This window comes from Mesorhizobium sp. CNPSo 4684, assembly GCF_057784315.1.
Map to the genome: position 1 here is coordinate 95,470 of NZ_JBWLUX010000014.1, position 15,833 is coordinate 111,302.

Here is a 15,833-nt window from a genome sequence, read left to right on the forward strand (position 1 = left end):
CGGATCCATGGAAAAACGCGTTACCTTCAGCAGGTGGACTATCGGCATCCTCTTCGCGGTGCCGCAGCTGCTTTTGATCTTCACCTTCTTCTACTGGCCGGCCGGCCAGGCGGTGTACTGGTCGTTGACGCTGCAGCAGCCATGGGGCGGCGGCAACATCTGGGTCGGGCTCGACAATTTCCGCTCGATCCTGTCCAACGCAGATTACTGGAATTCGATCACCGCCAGCCTCATCTTTGCCGGTATCAGCACCGGGCTGGCGATGTTCATCGCGCTGGTGCTTGCCGCGCTCACCGATCGCCAGCTTGCCGGCTCGCGCCTTTACCGAGTGGTGCTGATCTGGCCCTACGGCATCGCCGCGCCTGCGCTGGCGCTGGCGTTCCGCTTCATCCTGGCGCCGGAAGCCGGCTTCATGGCCGTCGTCAACCAGGTCTGGCCCGGCTTCTGGGATCCCGGCCTTGACGGCGCTGATGCCATGGCGTCGATCATCGTCGCCTTTTCCTGGAAATATGTCGGCTATAACTTCATCTTCTTCCTCGCCGCATTCCAGGCCATACCGCGCTCGCTAATCGAGGCGGCGGCGATGGACGGGTCCGGCGTCATCAGGCGTTTCTGGGACATCCAGTTCCCGCTGATCACACCGACGATCTTCTTCCTGCTCGTCATCAACATCACCGAGAGCTTCCAGGATTCCTTCGGCATCGTCGACATCATGACCTCGGGTGGCCCGGCCAACGCCACCAATCTGATGGTCTACAAGATCTATTCCGACGGCTTCAAAGGGCTGGACTATTCCGGTGCTGCCGCACAGAGCATCATCCTGATGCTGCTGATCATCGTGCTGACCATCTTCCAGTTCCGCTTCATCGAGCGGCGCGTGCACTACAGGTGAAATGACGATGGTAGAGCGCACTCCGTTCCTGAATTTCTTCACCCATGTGATCCTGTTCGTCGGCTTCGTATTTTGCATCGCGCCGTTCGTGATCGTGGCCATCGCCGCATCGCACAACCTCAAGGACGTCAACGACGTGCCGATGTCGCTGCTGCCGGGCAGCGACTTCTGGGTCAACATCAAGACGGCTTGGGTAACGGCCGACCTCGGACCGAAGCTGCTCAACAGCTTCATCATGGCGACCGGTGTCGCCGCCGGCAAAGTCATCATCTCGGCGCTCACCGCCTTCTCGATCGTCTATTTCCGCTATCCCGGCCGCACCTTCATCTTCTGGCTGATCTTCGTGACGCTGATGCTGCCGCTGGAGGTGCGCATCGTGCCGACCTATGCGGTCGTCGCCAATGTGTTCGAACCCTATCAGACGATCATGGATCTGACCGGTCTATCCTGGCTGATCGAGAAGGTTTCGGGCGTGCATGTCGCGCTCAACCTGGGGATGCTCAATTCCTATCCCGGCCTGATCTTGCCGCTGATCGCCACCGCCACCGGCACCTTCCTCTACCGGCAGTTCTTCCTGACCGTTCCCGACGAGTTGACCGAGGCAGCGCGCATGGACGGCGCCGGACCGCTGCGCTTCTTCATCGATATCCTGTTGCCGCTGTCGCGCAACAATATGGCCGCGCTCGGCACCATCATGTTCCTGTGGGCGTGGAACCAGTATCTGTGGCCACTGCTCATCACAACCGACCAGTCGCATGCCACTGCGGTGACCGAACTCAAACAGCTCATCCCCAATGTCGGCGGCGCCCCCGAATGGCACATTGCCATGGCCGGCACGCTGATCATCATGCTGCCGCCGCTGGTCGTCGTGGTGCTTATGCAACGCTGGTTCGTGCGCGGCCTGATCGCCACCGAAAAATAAGGAGCAAACAATGGCCTCCATCACCATTCGCGACGTCACCAAGAGCTACGCCAAGATGCAGGTCGTGCACGGCGTCAGCCTCGACTTCGCGTCCGGCGAGTTCGTCGTCATCTTGGGGCCATCCGGCTGCGGCAAGTCCACGCTGCTGCGCATGATCGCCGGGCTGGAGGATATTTCCGGCGGCACGATCGCCATCGACGGCACGGTGGTCAACAAGCTCGAACCGCGCGAGCGCGGCTGCGCCATGGTGTTCCAGAACTACGCCCTCTACCCGCATATGAGCGTGTCGCAGAACATCGGTTATTCGCTGAAAGTATCGGGCGTTCCCGCCGCCGAGCGCACGCAGCGCATCCAGGCGGTTGCGCGCACGCTGGAGCTCGAGCATCTGCTCGACCGCAAGCCGATGGCGCTATCCGGCGGCCAGCGCCAGCGCGTCGCCATGGGCCGCGCCATGATCCGCGAGCCGAAGGTGTTTCTGTTCGACGAACCGCTGTCCAACCTCGACGCCAAGCTGCGGGTGCAGATGCGCTCCGAAATTCGCAAACTGCACCGCCGGCTCGCCGCTACCTCGGTGTTCGTCACCCATGACCAGGTCGAGGCGATGACGCTGGCCGACCGGCTGGTGGTGATGAATGGCGGCCGCGTCGAACAGGTCGGAACGCCGGCCGAAGTCTATAGCCGCCCGGCGAGCCGTTTCGTCGCAACCTTCGTTGGCGCACCCGCAATGAACATTCTCGAGGGCACGGTGACGCTCGACGGCCTGTCGCTGCTTGGCGACAGCCGCAAGCTCAACGTTTCGCGCACCGGCCTGCCGGTCGGCAGCAAGGTCGCGGCCGGCATCCGGCCGGAGTCCGTACGTCTGGTTGCGGCGGGCACGCCGGGCGCTCTCGAAGCGACCGTCGATCTGGTCGAAGAACTCGGCGCCGGACGCGTCGTCTATGTCGATCTCGACGGCGCACCATTCTCGGTGGTGACGTCGGAGACCGTGCATCCGGTGCCGGGCAGCACGGTCGGCCTGCAGTTCTCTGAAGCCGACCTGCACTTCTTCTCGTCCGAGACCGGCAGTCGCCTCGACGTGTTCAAGGCTTCGGTGCCGGAACCGGCACTCTGATTTTTGCAGCGATCGGCAAGCGCATTTCCGTCCGCTTCGGACGGACGGCAAAGCAATCTCCCAAGGACAAGTCGCATGAAAATCATCCAGGTCACCGATGTCCATCTGGGACGGCGCGGCGAGATCCGCTATGGCGCGAACCTGCATGAGCGGCTCGACCGCTGCATCGACCACATCAATGCCCGCCATGGCGATGCCGCCCTTTGCGTCTTCAGCGGCGACCTGACCGAGACCGGGGTGCCTGAAAGCTACGCCGATCTCAAATCGGCCTTGAGCCGGCTTTCGCTGCCATACCGGCTGCTGCCGGGAAATCACGACCGGCGGGCCAATCTGGTGGCGGCATTTCCTGAAAACCCGACCGACGACAATGGCTTCGTGCAGTCGGTCGTCGATACGTCGGGAGTGTCGCTTTTGTTCCTCGACAGCCTGGCCGAAGGCCGCGTCACTGGCGAACTCTGCGACAAGCGGCTTGCCTGGCTCGACGCGCGGCTCGCTGAGGCGGCGGGACGGCAGGCCTACATCTTCCTGCATCATCCGCCGGTCGAGCTCGGTCTGCCGCTGCTCGACCCGCTCGGGCTGGAACAGAAGCAGCGTTTCCTCGAGGTGCTGACGCGCCATGGTAATGTAGGCCATATCTTCTTCGGCCATGTCCATCGCGACATTGCCGGCACGGTCGCCGGCATTCCGTTCACCGCGCAGCGTGGCCTGCATGCCCGCTTCATGCTCGACCTGGTCGGCGAGGAGGTTGTCGAGCAGGCGCCGCCGACCTACGGCATCGTGCTCATCGACGCCGCCGCGCGACGCGTGGTCGTGCACAACAACGACTTCCTCGAGACTTGGCCGCTTTGGTCACCGGCGACGGGCCAGAGGGTTGACTAGGAGCTGATCTCGCTAGGCGAAGACGTGCGCCTTGCCGGAGACGGTCAAGCGCACGATCTCGCCGACGGCAGGCGTGTCGATGCCAGGCTTGCGCAGGATCAGCGGCGTGTTGCCGATCGCGGCTGCGTCAGGCGGATCGGGGTTGTTCAACAGCCGCACCGCAATCGTGCACATCGAGCCGGCGAACTCCGAGTCCGTCACCTCGGCGAAGATCGTGCCCGGCGGGCCCGACATGCCTTCGCGCGACGTGCGGTTCACCTGCACCTGCTCCGGTCGCAGCATGATGCGGGCGATGTCGCGGCGCTCCTTCGAGTCGACGGCGATGCGGCCGAGCGAGGAGGTGGCGAAGCCGCCTGAAACCTTTGCCGGCAGGATGATGGCGTCGCCAAGGAACTCGGCGACCATCCGGTCCTTCGGCTGCAGATAGAGTTCACGCGGCGAGCCGACCTGCGAGAACTTCCCGTCACGCATCACCGCGACCTGGCTGGCGAAGGACAGCGCCTCGGCCTGGTCGTGGGTGACCAGGATGGTGGTGATCCCCGCAGCTTCGAGCAATTCGGCAACTGCCTTGCGCATCGAGGCGCGCAGGCCGGTATCGAGCGCCGAGAACGGCTCGTCGAGCAGCATCAGCCTGGGTTTCATCGCCATGGCGCGGGCCAGCGCCACGCGCTGCTGCTGGCCGCCCGAGAGCTGGTGCGGGCGGCGTTTGAGGATCGCCTTGTCGAGCCCGACCGTATAGGCAAGCTCGGCGATGCGCTCGGGGCGCTGGTCCTCGCCGCGGGCCATGCCAAAGCCGATATTGTCGGCGATGCTGAGATGCGGAAACAGCGCGCCGTCCTGCGCCACCAGGCCGATGCCGCGGCGATGCGCCGGCACGGCATGGCCGCCATTGGCCAGCAGCTGGCCGTCGAGCACGACGCGCCCCTGGTCGGGCGCCTCGAAACCGGCGATCAGCCGCAGCAAGGTGGTCTTGCCACAGCCGGACGGCCCGACGATCGCAGTGCGGCTGCCGCTGGCGGCGCTGAGGTCGATGCCGGCAAGGGCTGCGACCGGGCCGTAATGCTTGGTGAGGCCGCTGATTTCGAGAAAGCTCATCGTCCGGCCATCCGTTTCGACTGGACATAGAGCAGCCAGGTCAGCGGCAGCGACATCGCCACCATGATGAAGGCGTAAGGGGCGGCGGAGGCATAGTCGATCTCGCCGCTGTAGGACCAGAACGCCATAGCCAGCGTGCGCGTACCGTTGGGCGCCAGCATCTGGGTAGCGGTCAGTTCGTTCATGATGCCGAGCGCCACCAGCGCCATGCCGGCGGCGGCCCCAGGCGCCGAAAGGCGGATCGTCGTCGACCACAGCGCTTTCAGCGGCGGCCGGCCGAGGCTGGCGGCGGCGCGTTCGAGCTCGATCGGCGCCTGCGCGATCGACGCGCGGAGGCTGATCAGAGCGCGCGGCAGGAACATCAGGGCATAGGCGACCAGGATGGTGAACAGCGTCTGGTAGAGCGGCATGGCGATGCGCACGGTGATGGTGACCAGCGCCAGCGCAATGACGACGCCGGGCAGCGAGCCGACAATGTAGTTGCAGCCCTCGAGCAGCCGCTGCAGCGGCCCCGGCGCTCGGATCGAGATCCATGCCATCGGCATGGCGGCGATGGTCGCAAGCAGGGCGCCGGCGAGCGCCAGGAACAGCGTCTGGCCAAGCGCCAGGCCGATCTCGTCGAAACGCCAGACATCGGCGCCGCCGGCGACCAGCCAGCGGCCGATGGTGACGAAGGGCACGCCGATGGCGAGTAGCGTGATGATGGCAGGCAGAGCCAGGCAAGGCAGCGTGGCGCGTCCGAGCCTACTGCGCTGCCAGTGGCGCGCCGCACCTGAGCCGACGCGGGCATAGCGCTCTTCGCCGCGCACCAACACCTCCACAGCGAGCAGCACGAAGCAGCAGGTCACCAGGACGCCGGCCAGCATGTTGGCGGCGGGTCCGTTGAAGGTCGACTGGAACTGGTCGACGATGGCGGTGGTGAAAGTGTCGAAGCGGATGAAGACATAGAGGCCATATTCGGCCAGCAGATGCAGGCCAACCAGCAGCGCGCCGCCGCAAATGGCGAGTCTCAGCTGTGGCAGCACGACGCGTGCGAACACGCGCCACGGTCCGAGGCCGAGCGCTGCGGCTGCGTCTTCCAAAGCGGGATCGAGCCGGCGCAGCGACGCCGCGATCGGCAGATAGAGGAACGGGAAATAAGCGAGGACCGACACCAGCACGCCGGCCCAAAGGCCGTGCAGTCCCGGCACCAGGGTAATCCAGGCATAGGAGTGCACGAAGGCGGGGATGGCGAGCGGCGCCACCGACAGCCAGGCCCAGAGGCGAGCGCCGGGCAGGTTGCTGCGCTCGGTCAGCCAAGCCAGCGCCATCGACAGGACAATGGCGATGGGGACGGTGAGCGCCACCAGAAGCACGGTATTGATCAGAAGTTCGCCGACGCGCGGCCGGAAGACCAGGGCCGAGACAGTATCCCAGCCGGTCTGCACGGCGATCCAGATGATGAAGGCAAGCGGCAGCAGCGACAGCAGCGAGACGATGATGGCGGCAAGAGCGATCCAGGACATGGGCTGCCGGCGGGATCGCCCGGCTGCCTGGCCTGAACGTGCGAGATCGACCGCAGATTGCATCAGCTCGGCCGCGCCACTGCCGCCGGAGCGGGGGCGCCGCAGGCGCGGCCGGAAACGCAATGTGTCGTCATGGACAATGCCATCCCGAAAACAGAGCGCTCCTGCGGAAAGCCTCGCAGGAGCGCAAACGTTGCCCTTTTAGGACGAACGCGGACTAAAGCAAGCCGGCTGCCGTCATCAGATCGGTCACCTTCTTGGAGTTCAGCTTTGCCGGGTCGACCTTCGGCGCCTGCAGATCGGCCAGCGGCACCAGCTTGGGATTAGAGTCGGCGCCCTTGCCGACCGCGTACTCGAAGGACGTACCGGTCTTCAGCACGTCCTGACCGCCCTTGCCGGTCACCCATTTCAGGAACGCCTGGGCTTCCTTTGGATGCTTGCTCGAGGCCAGCACGCCGCCGCCGGAAATCGAGACGAAAGCGCCGGGATCCTGGTTCTTGAAATAGTGCAGCCCGACGTTCTTGCTGTTCTCGCCGGTCTTGGCCTGATCGCCGAAATAGTAATAGTGGTAGATGATGCCGCCTTCGATCTCGCCGGCATTGACCGCCTTCATCACCGTGCCGTTGCCCTTGTAGGCGGTGAAATTCTCCTTCATCGCCTTCAGCCAGTCGGCGGTGGCGGCTTCGCCCTTGAGTTCAAGCAGCGCGCTGACGATGGCCTGGAAATCGGCGCCCGACGGCGAGGCGGCCCAGCGGCCTTTCCAGCTCGGATCGGCGAGATCGAGCATCGATTTGGGCAGCTGGTCGGCGGTGAGCTTGGTCTTGTTGTAGGCAAAGACGGTGCTGCGCGCCGCGACACCCACCCATTTGCCGCTGCTCGGCTGGAATTCAGCCGGAACCTGGGCCAGCGTATCGGCGTCGACCGGCGCGAAAAGGCCCGCCGCTTCGACCAGGGTCATGGCCGGGGAGTTCTCGGTCAGGAATACGTCGGCTGGCGAAGAAGAGCCCTCGGCGACGATCTGGTTGGAGAAATCGCTGTCGCCGCCATTGCGCAAGGTGACCTTGATGCCGGTTTCCTTGGTAAAGCCATTGACCCATTCCTTGGCCAGGCTCTCGTGCTGGGCGTTGTAGACGATAATGCCGGCATCTTCCGCCATCGCCGGACCGGCGATCAGGCTGATTGCCAGCGCGGTGGCGCCGACCAGGGTGGAAAGGGCATATTTCATGGCGTTATCCTCGATCTCGGCGGTTCTGGTTTTGCACGGCTGCACCTACCAATACCTGATTACCATAGTCAACATTGGTGGGCTGCTTCAATCCGTCGCTCGCCCGCAAACTTTCGTGATTTTGCGGCACTTTGGCTTGGACATTATTTCGTTGGCCACGTAACAAATCAGCGCCGAAGCGCGAAGATCGGGGAGTGAACTCTTGTGAGCGGCAAGGATGAGGCCGAGCTTTCCCGGCTGATGCGGGCCGCGATCGCGGGAGACGAAAGGGCTTACGCCGACTTTCTGCACCGGATCGCCGCACTGGTTCGCGGCTTTGTCAGGCGCAAGATCGTACAGGGCGGGGTCGATCCCGAGGATGTCGTGCAGGAAACCTTGCTGGCCATTCATGTGAAACGGCATACCTGGCGCCAGGACGCGCCGGTGCTGCCGTGGATCTATGCGATTGCCCGCTTCAAGCTGATCGATGCCTTCCGGCGGCGCGGACGGCGCATCGAGATCGAGATCGACGAGATCGCCGAGACCTTTGCCGAGCCGGAGACCGAGACCGTCAGCGAACGCGACATCAACCGGGCGCTGGACGGCTTGCCGCCGGCGCAGCGTTCGGTAGTCTCGGCCATATCGGTCGATGGCCGCTCGATCGGCGAGACAGCGGCCAAGCTCGGCGTCAGCGAGACGGCGGTGCGGGTATCGCTGCATCGCGGGCTTGCTGCGATCGCCAAACGCTTCGGGCGGCAGTGACATGAGAACCGAAGATCTCATCAGGGCACTCGACGCTGATATCAGCAGCAAGGCGATGCCGCTGCGCTCCGCCTGGTGGATGGCTGCGGCTGCGGCGGTGGTGATCGCGGCGGTGGTGTTCTTCCTCACCATCGGCCCACGTCCCGACATCATGATCGCCATGCACACCATGCGCTTCCTGGCGAAATTCGTCTTCACCATCGTGCTTGCCATCACCGCCTTTGGCCTGATCCGGGCACTGTCGACACCAGGCGCCTCGACGGCGAGAGCCGCAGCCTGGATGGCGGCTGCGCCGCTGCTTGTGGCCGTGGCCGTAGGCCTCGAACTGTTCATGGTGCCGGAGCCGATGTGGAGCACCCGCATGGTCGGCTCCAACATGATGATCTGCATGGGCTTCATCCCGCTGATCGGCATCGGGCCGCTTGCCGTCTTCCTATGGATGCTGCGCTATGGCGCGCCGACGCGGCCGGTGCTTGCCGGTGCGGTCGCGGGCCTGCTCGCCGGCGGCCTGGCGGCGACCTTTTACGCTGCGCACTGCTTCGACGATTCGCCGCTTTTCGTCGCCACCTGGTATACGCTCGCCATCGCCGTGCTCGCCGTGCTCGGCGCGCTCGCGGGACGGTTCTTCGTGCGCTGGTAACCGGCCCGCCTGAGATAGCCCGCAATAATCACCGATCCTTAATCATGCCGGCAATTGTTTGCGGGTTAACCGTGTTGCCGATGGCTCCGGCGAAACCTTTCCTTAAAATCGATCATCCAAGGCTTCTCGCAGAAATGTGTTGCGCACGGGGTGGCATGCACAGTGACGCGGTGGAAACGAAAAAGCCTGCGGGCTGACGGTCACGTGGCTTTGGTGTTCGCGGCCGGAGGATTTTGCGCCGCCGTCGTGGCGATGCTGCTGTCGCGGCTCGACGTCAGTGCCGAAGTGCTGAAGCTCTGTTTGCTGATATCGGTGCCGGTCGCCGCCGTGGCGCTGATGCTCGCCGCCCTCTTCATTTACCGGATACTGGTCGACCGTCGGCAGATTGCCGAGAGCGAGCAGCGCTTCCGCCGCGCCATGGAGGATTCGGCGATCGGTATCGCCATTGTCGGCATCGACGGCCGCATCCAGGAAACCAATCCGGCCTTCGCCGCCATGCTCGGCTACAGCAAGGAAGAGATCGAGGCCTTGACCTTCTTCCAAATTACGCATCCCGACGATGTGCAGATCGGCCGTGAGACCCTGGACGGCATTCGGGCGGGCACCGTCAGCGCCTTCCAGTTCGAAAAGCGTTACCTCAAGAAGGACGGCACGCCGGTATGGGCCTATCTTGCCGGTTCCGTCATTCGCGACGAGAAGAGCGGCCGTCCGCTCTACCTCGTCTCGCAGATCGAGGATATCGACGCGCGCAAGCAATCCGAGGCACGCATAGCCGAGGCCGAAACGCGCTGGAATTTTGCCCTGGCCAGTGCCGGACAAGGCGTCTGGGACCTCGACATGCGCAAGGGCGGCACCACCTATTCCGCCGCCTGGGTGAAGATGCTGGGCTATGCCGAGGGCGAGCTGGACGGCGACCCCGACCGCTGGCTGACGATGATCCATCCCGACGACCGCGAGAATGTGGCCGAGGCCGATCGCGCCCATCTTGAGGGCAAGACGCCGTTTTTCGAAGCCGAGTTCAGGATGCGTCACAAGGACGGCCATTGGGTCTGGATCCTCGATCGCGGCAAGACACTCGAGCGCGACAGCGAAGGCCGGCTGATCCGGGCCATCGGCAGCCTGACCGACATCACCCAGCGCAAGCAGGCGGAGGAAAGCCTGATTGTGTCGGCGGCGGCTCTGGCGGATGAGAAGGAACGGCTGAGGGTGACGCTGCAGTCGATCGGCGACGCCGTCATCTGCACCGATGCCGCCAACCGCATCACCTTCATGAACCCGATCGCCGAAAAGCTGACGGGCATTGCAGGCGCAGAGGCGCTCGGCAAGACACTTGGCCATGTATACTGGGCGGTTGACGAGGAGACCGGGCAAAGGATCGGCATGACGCGGCCGGCGCTCGGCGGCCCCAGCCCCGCCGATCAGAACAGCCGCGCGGTGCTGATCCGCCGTGACGACACGCGCTGCAGCATCCGCCAGGTGGTGTCGCCGATCATGAATGAGCGCCAGGAGTTCTGTGGCCTGGTCATCGTCTTCCAGGATTTCACCGATGCGCGCGCTTTGCAGCGCCAGCTCGCCTACGCCGCCGCGCATGATGCGCTGACCGGCCTTGCCAATCGCTCAAGCTTCATCCGCACCATGGAAGAGCTGGTCGACCGGAGTTGCAAGGCCGGCTCGGCAACACCGGCGGGCGAGCATCATTTCATGTTCATCGACCTCGACCATTTCAAACTGGTCAACGACACCGGCGGCCACGCCGCCGGCGACGCCCTGCTGAAGCGGGTTGCCGAGGCTATTCGCGGTGCGCTTGGGCCGGAGGATATCATCGCCCGCCTCGGCGGCGATGAATTCGCGGTCATCCTGAAATCGGGGTCGAGCGCCGGCGCCAGGATTGCCGCCCGCTCGATCATCGACGCCATCCGCAGCCTGCAGTTCAACTGGGACGGCCGGCCGCATGCGATCGACGCCAGCATCGGGGTGGCGCCGATCCGCAGCGGCGAAGTCGACGAGATCATCGCCCGCGCCGATGCCGCCTGCTATGCGGCCAAGGCCGCCGGCCGCGGCTGTGTTTCCGTGGCGCCTGACGATAACGAGTCAAATGGCCAGGCCGAGCCGCCGCTCGCGGCAGCGTCCTGACGGCGGAACGGACTAGAGCGGTTCAGCGTTTCACAGAATCGTTGAACCGCTCTAAGCATTTGTTTTTACGCAATTCCGGACGGCGAACCGTTAAACACTTTTCCTGGAATTGCTCTAGCGTTCTGATGATTAGCGCGTCGGAACCGGGTGTTCGCCGCGATAGTCGTAGAAGCCGCGTCCGGTCTTGCGGCCAAGCCAGCCGGCCTCGACATATTTCACCAGCAGCGGGCAGGGGCGATATTTCGAATCCGACAGGCCGTCATGCAGCACCTGCATGATCGACAGGCAGGTGTCGAGGCCGATGAAGTCGGCGAGCTGCAACGGCCCCATCGGATGGTTGGCGCCAAGCTTCATGGCGGTGTCGATGGCGTCGACCGAGCCGACGCCCTCGTAGAGCGTGTAGATCGCCTCGTTGATCATCGGCAGTAGGATGCGATTGACAATGAAGGCCGGGAAATCCTCAGAGACGGTGATCGTCTTGTCGAGCTGCTTCACAAAGTTCTTGGCTGCCTCGAAGGTCTGGTCCTCGGTGGCGATGCCGCGCACCAGTTCGACCAGCTTCATCAGCGGCACCGGGTTCATGAAATGTATGCCGATAAAGCGCTCGGGACGGTCGGTCTGCGCGGCCAGGCGGGTGATCGAAATCGACGACGTGTTGGTCGCCAGGATCGCTTCCGGGTTGAGCTGCGGACAGAGCTGGGCATAGATCTTGCGCTTGACCGTCTCGTCCTCGGTCGCCGCTTCGATCACCAGATCGGCACCGGCGAGATCGGCCATGGCGGGAGCCGCCGAAATGCGCGCCATCGCATCGTTGCGCAGCTTTTCGTCAAGCTTGCCGGAGCCGACCTGGCGGGCCATGTTGCCGCTAACTGTGGCAATGCCCTTCTCGATACGGTCGGGCGAGATATCGTAGATCAGCACCTTGAAGCCCGAAAGCGCGGACACATGCGCGATGCCGCCGCCCATCTGGCCGGCGCCAATAATGCCGATCGTCTCGATCTTGGCCATTTGCAGCGATCCCGTCGAAAAGGCCTTAGCGGCCTGTTTTTTGTGCAGTGCAAACTAAAAGGGTGGGGCAGCTTCGTCTACCCCACCCTTCACAATTTAATACGCTTTGGCAGAGAGCGTCAAAGCGCCTTTTGCAGCTCCGGCAGGATGACGAACAGGTCGCCGACCAGGCCGTAATCGGCAACCTGGAAGATCGGCGCCTCTTCATCCTTGTTGATGGCGACGATGACTTTCGAATCCTTCATGCCGGCAAGGTGCTGGATGGCGCCGGAAATGCCGACGGCAATGTAGAGGTCGGGAGCTACGACCTTGCCGGTCTGGCCGACCTGCCAGTCGTTCGGGGCATAGCCGGCATCGACGGCAGCGCGCGAGGCGCCGACGGCGGCACCGAGCTTGTCGGCGACCGGCAGGATGACTTCCTGGAACTTCTCCGCCGAGCCGAGCGCGCGGCCGCCCGAGATGATGATCTTGGCCGAGGTCAGCTCCGGACGGTCGGTCTCCGACAGCTTGTTCTCGACGAAAGAGGACAGGCCTGGGTTGGCCGCTGCCTTGACGGTCTCGACCGCGGCCGAACCGCCTTCGGGCGCCGCTTGGAAGGAAGCCGTGCGCACGGTGATCACCTTCTTGGCGTCGCTCGACTGCACCGTCTGGATGGCGTTGCCGGCATAGATCGGCCGCTTGAAGGTATCCGGCGAAACCACTTCGATGATTTCCGACACCTGCGCGACATCGAGCAGGGCCGCCACGCGCGGCGCGATGTTCTTGCCCGACGAGGTCGCCGGGGCAATGATGGTGTCGTAGGCGCCGGCCAGCGAGACGACGAGTGCCGCCGTCGGTTCGGCGAGGCGCTCGGCCAGTTCGTCGGCCTCGGCCAGCAGCACCTTGCTGACGCCCTTCAGCTTGGCGGCGGCATCGGCAGCACCCTTGGCGCCCTTGCCGGCAACCAGCACATGCACGTCCGAACCGATCTGCAGGGCAGCCGACAGCGCCTTGGCGGTCTGGTCGGAAAGGCTTGCATTGTCGTGTTCTGCGATGAGGAGAATGGTCATTTTCCTGTTCCTTTCCCGATCGCTTACAAAACGCCGGCTTCGTTCTTGAGCTTGTCGACCAGTTCGGCGACGCTCTTGACCTTGACGCCCGCCTTGCGGCCACTCGGCTCCTCGGTCTTGATCACCTTGAGGCGCGGCTTGACGTCGGCGCCGTAATCGGCCGGGCTCTTTTCGTCGAGCGGCTTCTTCTTGGCCTTCATGATGTTGGGCAGCGAGGCGTAGCGCGGCTGGTTGAGGCGAAGATCGGCGGTGACGATCGCCGGCATCTTCAGCTCCACCGTCTGCAGGCCGCCATCGACTTCGCGCGTCACCTTGGCCTTGTCGCCGTCGAGCACCACCTTGGAGGCGAAGGTGCCCTGTGCCCAGCCGAGCAAAGCGGCCAGCATCTGGCCGGTCTGGTTGGAATCGTCGTCGATCGCCTGCTTGCCGAGGATGACGAGGCCGGGCTGTTCTGCCTCAACAACGCCCTTCAGCACCTTGGCGACGCCCAACGGCTCGGTCTGTTCGTCGGTCTTGACCAGGATGGCGCGGTCGGCGCCCATGGCGAGCGCGGTGCGCAGGGTTTCCTGCGCCTGCTGCGGACCGATCGAAACGACGATGATCTCTTCGGCCTTGCCAGCTTCCTTCAGCCGGATCGCCTCTTCCACCGCGATCTCGTCGAACGGGTTCATCGCCATCTTGACGTTGGCGAGTTCCACCGCCGAACCATCAGCCTTCACGCGAACCTTGACGTTCGCATCCACAACCCGCTTCACGGGCACAAGGATCTTCATTTGCCTGTCACCTCTCCTGAGATATTCGGGCGCGCTATAGCAGCGTGCGCCGCTGCAGAGTTGTCGAAAGCCGACATTCCTGACTGAATTCCGGCATTACGGAATTCTGGCCGGACGGAATTCTTGTCTTCTGCCGCCTAACGGTGGCGTCCTCCGTAGTTGTGGCAGCGCAACACGTCAATATGCTACGGCAGCGGCCAAACCACTCAAATCGGTTCAGTCCTGAACGGAAGCGCTGCCGCGGCCCCAGCGCGTCGCCGGTTGCGTGGACGCGGGATCGGCCGGCGCTGGCCCGGTGGAAACGGCGGGCTGATCGGCGGGTTCGGGCTCGCCGTCGTCACCGGCAAGCAACGGCACGCCGCGGCTGCGCATGATGAGCACCAGCACGCCGCCGGCGATGATGCCGCCGATATGGCAGGCCCAGGAAATCTGGTTTTCGCCGCCGGCGGCAAACATCACCACCTGGAAGCCGATCCACAGGATCAGCGGGATGAAGGCCGGGATGCGCAGCGGAATGCGGGCGAAGACCAGCACCCACACTTTCACCCGGGGATAGAGGACCAGGTAGGCGGCGACGACGCCGGCGATGGCGCCGGAGGCGCCAATCAGCGGCACTTGCGAATCCCAGGCGACGAGCCCCTGGAAAAAGGCTCCCGCGATGGCGCACAGCAGGTAGAAGATGAGGTAGCGGATGTGGCCGAGCGCGTCCTCGACATTATCGCCGAACACCCACAGGAACAGCATGTTGCCGCCGAGGTGGAAGATATCGGCGTGCAGGAAGGCATAGGTGAGGTAGCTCAGGCTCTCCGGAATGACGACGAACTGGGGCGAGAGTTCGGCCGTGTTGTGGACGACCGAAGGAATGAAGCCGAGGCCGAGCACGGCTGCGTTGTTGAAATTTTCACCGCCGATCGTGGTGATAAGAAAGACCAGCGCGTTGGCCGCGATCAGGCCGATCGTCACATATTGCAGCCTTATGTGGCGCAACCTGTTGGTGTCGTAAAGCGGGATAAACATGCCCCAGGCCCTCTCCCGCCTTCGAGAAAACTCAGCGGTTCTTGCCGGGCACCCATAACACGTCGGCATTTCCGTTGTCATTGACTGCACGGGCGGCCACGAACAGAAAGTCGGAGACGCGGTTGATGTATTTCAGCCCCTCGCGGTTGACGTGCTCGGCCGGGTCCTGCGCCAGCGCCACCATGATGCGCTCTGCCCGCCGCGCTACGGTTCGGGCAAGATGCAGGGCCGCGGCCGCCGGCGTGCCGCCGTTGAGCACGAAGGATTTCAGCGGCTTAAGCTCTTTGTTGAGGAGGTCGATGTCTTTTTCGACGCGGTCGGTCTGCGAGGCGATGATGCGCAGCGGCTCGTAGTCCAGCGGCTTGCCCTCGTCAGGCACGGCGAGATCGGCGCCGAGATCGAACAGGTCGTTCTGGATGCGGGACAGCATCGCGTCGATCGCGGGATGGCCGGCTGCGGTGTGCAGGCGAGCGATGCCGATGCAGGCATTGGCTTCATCGACGGTCCCATAGGCATCGACGCGCAGGTCGGATTTCAGCCTGCGTTCACCGGTGCCGAGGCCTGTGGTGCCGTCGTCGCCGGTGCGGGTGTAGATCTTGTTGAGCTTGACCACGTCGCCTCCCGAACGGCCGTCACTTGCGGGTGAAATACACCACCAGCAAGATCAGCGCCAAGGCCACGGCCTGCAATAGCACACGGGCCTGCATCAGCTTGTTGGAGGTGACGCCGTCGCCGCCGCGCATCATGTTGATGAGGCCGCGGACCAGCACGATCAAGACCGCGGCCATGGCCACAATGGCGAGGATTTTGAAGACGGTGACCATCTAGCGGCTCCAGTTCGTT

Annotated in this window: 16 protein-coding genes; 7 read left to right on the forward strand and 9 right to left on the reverse strand. The window is 63.9% G+C overall.

Features of this window, described 5'->3' with window-relative positions; genetic code table 11:
* Positions 1-7 precede the first annotated feature (7 nt).
* The 4 genes from AC04SG_RS15250 to AC04SG_RS15265 all read left to right on the forward strand — a co-directional run bounded on the left by AC04SG_RS15250 (position 8) and on the right by AC04SG_RS15265 (position 3,804).
* Positions 8-892: a carbohydrate ABC transporter permease gene (locus AC04SG_RS15250; protein ID WP_488551716.1), complete on the forward strand. Its 885-nt coding sequence runs from the start codon at positions 8-10 to the stop codon at positions 890-892.
* A gap of 7 nt (positions 893-899) precedes the next feature.
* Positions 900-1,814, forward strand: a complete 915-nt coding sequence (locus tag AC04SG_RS15255; protein WP_488551717.1) for an ABC transporter permease subunit — start codon at positions 900-902, stop codon at positions 1,812-1,814.
* Between the two features lie 10 nt (positions 1,815-1,824).
* Positions 1,825-2,925, forward strand: a complete 1,101-nt coding sequence (gene ugpC / locus AC04SG_RS15260) for a sn-glycerol-3-phosphate ABC transporter ATP-binding protein UgpC (protein ID WP_192258280.1) — start codon at positions 1,825-1,827, stop codon at positions 2,923-2,925.
* Positions 2,926-3,000: 75 nt separating this feature from the next.
* Entirely contained in the window at positions 3,001-3,804 is an 804-nt protein-coding gene (locus AC04SG_RS15265) for a phosphodiesterase (protein ID WP_488551718.1), read from the forward strand.
* 12 nt (positions 3,805-3,816) lie between these two features.
* On the opposite strand, the gene AC04SG_RS15270 is transcribed toward AC04SG_RS15265, so the two are convergent.
* The 3 genes from AC04SG_RS15270 to AC04SG_RS15280 form a co-directional block, all read right to left on the reverse strand.
* Positions 3,817-4,899 carry an ABC transporter ATP-binding protein gene (locus tag AC04SG_RS15270; protein WP_488551719.1) on the reverse strand — a complete coding sequence of 361 codons (1,083 nt, stop codon included), beginning with the start codon at positions 4,897-4,899 and terminating at the stop codon, positions 3,817-3,819.
* On the reverse strand, positions 4,896-6,467 hold the full coding sequence (locus AC04SG_RS15275; RefSeq protein ID WP_488551720.1) for an ABC transporter permease: 1,572 nt from the start codon (positions 6,465-6,467) through the stop codon (positions 4,896-4,898). Before AC04SG_RS15275 ends, AC04SG_RS15270 begins: the two co-directional genes overlap by 4 nt.
* A gap of 154 nt (positions 6,468-6,621) precedes the next feature.
* Complete coding sequence (locus AC04SG_RS15280; protein WP_488551721.1) at positions 6,622-7,629, reverse strand: iron ABC transporter substrate-binding protein; 1,008 nt, start codon at positions 7,627-7,629, stop codon at positions 6,622-6,624.
* Between the two features lie 204 nt (positions 7,630-7,833).
* On the opposite strand from AC04SG_RS15280, the gene AC04SG_RS15285 reads away from it, so the two are divergent.
* The 3 genes from AC04SG_RS15285 to AC04SG_RS15295 all read left to right on the forward strand — a co-directional run bounded on the left by AC04SG_RS15285 (position 7,834) and on the right by AC04SG_RS15295 (position 11,143).
* On the forward strand, positions 7,834-8,370 hold the full coding sequence (locus AC04SG_RS15285; RefSeq protein ID WP_112562252.1) for a sigma-70 family RNA polymerase sigma factor: 537 nt from the start codon (positions 7,834-7,836) through the stop codon (positions 8,368-8,370).
* Between the two features lies 1 nt (position 8,371).
* Complete coding sequence (locus AC04SG_RS15290) at positions 8,372-9,010, forward strand: NrsF family protein (protein ID WP_488551722.1); 639 nt, start codon at positions 8,372-8,374, stop codon at positions 9,008-9,010.
* Positions 9,011-9,262: 252 nt separating this feature from the next.
* On the forward strand, positions 9,263-11,143 hold the full coding sequence (locus AC04SG_RS15295; protein ID WP_488551763.1) for a PAS domain S-box protein: 1,881 nt from the start codon (positions 9,263-9,265) through the stop codon (positions 11,141-11,143).
* Between the two features lie 129 nt (positions 11,144-11,272).
* On the opposite strand, the gene AC04SG_RS15300 is transcribed toward AC04SG_RS15295, so the two are convergent.
* The 6 genes from AC04SG_RS15300 to AC04SG_RS15325 all read right to left on the reverse strand — a co-directional run bounded on the left by AC04SG_RS15300 (position 11,273) and on the right by AC04SG_RS15325 (position 15,814).
* Positions 11,273-12,151 (reverse strand): 3-hydroxybutyryl-CoA dehydrogenase, encoded by an 879-nt coding sequence (locus AC04SG_RS15300; RefSeq protein WP_112562255.1) that lies wholly within the window; start codon positions 12,149-12,151, stop codon positions 11,273-11,275.
* Positions 12,152-12,270: 119 nt separating this feature from the next.
* Positions 12,271-13,200, reverse strand: a complete 930-nt coding sequence (locus AC04SG_RS15305; protein WP_352585436.1) for an electron transfer flavoprotein subunit alpha/FixB family protein — start codon at positions 13,198-13,200, stop codon at positions 12,271-12,273.
* A gap of 23 nt (positions 13,201-13,223) precedes the next feature.
* Positions 13,224-13,973, reverse strand: a complete 750-nt coding sequence (locus AC04SG_RS15310) for an electron transfer flavoprotein subunit beta/FixA family protein (protein WP_013892836.1) — start codon at positions 13,971-13,973, stop codon at positions 13,224-13,226.
* A gap of 216 nt (positions 13,974-14,189) precedes the next feature.
* On the reverse strand, positions 14,190-14,990 hold the full coding sequence (locus AC04SG_RS15315; RefSeq protein ID WP_488551723.1) for a rhomboid family intramembrane serine protease: 801 nt from the start codon (positions 14,988-14,990) through the stop codon (positions 14,190-14,192).
* A gap of 31 nt (positions 14,991-15,021) precedes the next feature.
* Complete coding sequence (locus AC04SG_RS15320; protein ID WP_488551724.1) at positions 15,022-15,603, reverse strand: cob(I)yrinic acid a,c-diamide adenosyltransferase; 582 nt, start codon at positions 15,601-15,603, stop codon at positions 15,022-15,024.
* 19 nt (positions 15,604-15,622) lie between these two features.
* Positions 15,623-15,814, reverse strand: coding sequence for a twin transmembrane helix small protein (locus AC04SG_RS15325; protein ID WP_488551725.1), 192 nt, complete (start codon positions 15,812-15,814; stop codon positions 15,623-15,625).
* Between the last annotated feature and the right edge of the window lie 19 nt (positions 15,815-15,833).